Raw genomic sequence first — 1,471 nt, 5'->3', positions numbered from 1 at the left:
GAGGATTAGCTCAGCTGGGAGAGCACCTGCCTTACAAGCAGGGGGTCGGCGGTTCGAGCCCGTCATCCTCCACCATATTTATGCCGGTGTAGCTCAGTTGGTAGAGCAACTGACTTGTAATCAGTAGGTCGTGGGTTCGACTCCTATCGCCGGCACCATCCCTTGGAGGGGTAGCGAAGTGGCTAAACGCGGCGGACTGTAAATCCGCTCCTTAGGGTTCGGCGGTTCGAATCCGTCCCCCTCCACCATTTAGGGGCATAGTTCAACGGTAGAATAGAGGTCTCCAAAACCTTTGGTGTGGGTTCGATTCCTACTGCCCCTGCCAGGTTTTAAAGCCACTATTAACAACAATGGCGATTGTGGCGAAGTGGTTAACGCACCGGATTGTGGTTCCGGCATTCGTGGGTTCGATTCCCATCAGTCGCCCCATTATTTTATTTAGAGCCATTAGCTCAGTTGGTAGAGCATCTGACTTTTAATCAGAGGGTCGAAGGTTCGAGTCCTTCATGGCTCACCATTTCATAATATTTATGCAGTGGTAGAGGATATACTATATTTAGGAGCTAATGCTAGAAGCATTATAAGTTCCATTGTATTAATTTGCACTATTTAACTTTATATACTGTCAGAATAAAAATTACAGCATATTGCGGAAGTAGTTCAGTGGTAGAACACCACCTTGCCAAGGTGGGGGTCGCGAGTTCGAACCTCGTCTTCCGCTCCAATATGCCGGGGTGGCGGAACTGGCAGACGCACAGGACTTAAAATCCTGCGGTGGGTGACCACCGTGCCGGTTCGATTCCGGCCCTCGGCACCATTTATTATGCGCCCGTAGCTCAATTGGATAGAGCGTCTGACTACGGATCAGAAGGTTATGGGTTCGACTCCTGTCGGGCGCGCCATATTTTTAAACTCGGAATGTAGCTCAGCTTGGTAGAGCACTTGGTTTGGGACCAAGGGGTCGTAGGTTCGAATCCTGTCATTCCGACTCTGGGGCCTTAGCTCAGCTGGGAGAGCGCCTGCCTTGCACGCAGGAGGTCAGCGGTTCGATCCCGCTAGGCTCCACCAAATATTATTTTCAATGGCTACCTAGCTCAGCTGGCTAGAGCATTCGGTTCATACCCGAAAGGTCGTGGGTTCGAATCCCTCGGTAGCCACCATTTATACGGAGGAATACCCAAGTCCGGCTGAAGGGATCGGTCTTGAAAACCGACAGGCGGGTTAAACCGCGCGGGGGTTCGAATCCCTCTTCCTCCGCCATTTTGATTTAAAAGAAAATGGTGAACTAGAACAAAAACTTCAGCAATCATAATATTATCGCGGGGTGGAGCAGTTCGGTAGCTCGTCGGGCTCATAACCCGAAGGTCACAGGTTCAAATCCTGTCCCCGCAACCAAATGGTCCCGTGGTGTAGCGGTTAACATGCCTGCCTGTCACGCAGGAGATCGCCGGTTCGATCCCGGTCGGGACCG

Annotated in this window: 14 tRNA genes; all 14 read left to right on the top strand. The window is 51.5% G+C overall.

What is annotated here, in order from left to right:
- The first annotated feature begins 82 nt into the window (after positions 1 to 82).
- The 14 genes from AC3II9_RS21420 to AC3II9_RS21355 all read left to right on the top strand — a co-directional run bounded on the left by AC3II9_RS21420 (position 83) and on the right by AC3II9_RS21355 (position 1,471).
- Positions 83 to 158 (top strand) — tRNA-Thr (locus AC3II9_RS21420).
- 6 nt (positions 159 to 164) lie between these two features.
- A tRNA-Tyr gene (locus AC3II9_RS21415) sits at positions 165 to 248 on the top strand.
- Between the two features lie 3 nt (positions 249 to 251).
- Positions 252 to 325, top strand: a tRNA-Trp gene (locus AC3II9_RS21410).
- 28 nt (positions 326 to 353) lie between these two features.
- Positions 354 to 429: transfer RNA gene (locus AC3II9_RS21405), tRNA-His, on the top strand.
- A 12-nt stretch (positions 430 to 441) separates the two neighbouring features.
- Positions 442 to 517 (top strand) — tRNA-Lys (locus tag AC3II9_RS21400).
- Between the two features lie 132 nt (positions 518 to 649).
- Positions 650 to 724, top strand: a tRNA-Gly gene (locus AC3II9_RS21395).
- Between the two features lie 4 nt (positions 725 to 728).
- Positions 729 to 817, top strand: a tRNA-Leu gene (locus AC3II9_RS21390).
- 8 nt (positions 818 to 825) lie between these two features.
- Positions 826 to 902, top strand: a tRNA-Arg gene (locus AC3II9_RS21385).
- 12 nt (positions 903 to 914) lie between these two features.
- A tRNA-Pro gene (locus AC3II9_RS21380) sits at positions 915 to 988 on the top strand.
- 4 nt (positions 989 to 992) lie between these two features.
- Positions 993 to 1,068 (top strand) — tRNA-Ala (locus tag AC3II9_RS21375).
- A gap of 15 nt (positions 1,069 to 1,083) precedes the next feature.
- Positions 1,084 to 1,160 (top strand) — tRNA-Met (locus tag AC3II9_RS21370).
- Between the two features lie 7 nt (positions 1,161 to 1,167).
- Positions 1,168 to 1,260: transfer RNA gene (locus tag AC3II9_RS21365), tRNA-Ser, on the top strand.
- 58 nt (positions 1,261 to 1,318) lie between these two features.
- Positions 1,319 to 1,395 (top strand) — tRNA-Met (locus tag AC3II9_RS21360).
- A gap of 3 nt (positions 1,396 to 1,398) precedes the next feature.
- A tRNA-Asp gene (locus tag AC3II9_RS21355) sits at positions 1,399 to 1,471 on the top strand.

It is taken from the genome of Lysinibacillus sp. RU7, assembly GCF_057837305.1.
Note: the sequence above shows the minus strand (reverse complement) of the source record. Positions and strands in the feature narration are given on the sequence as shown.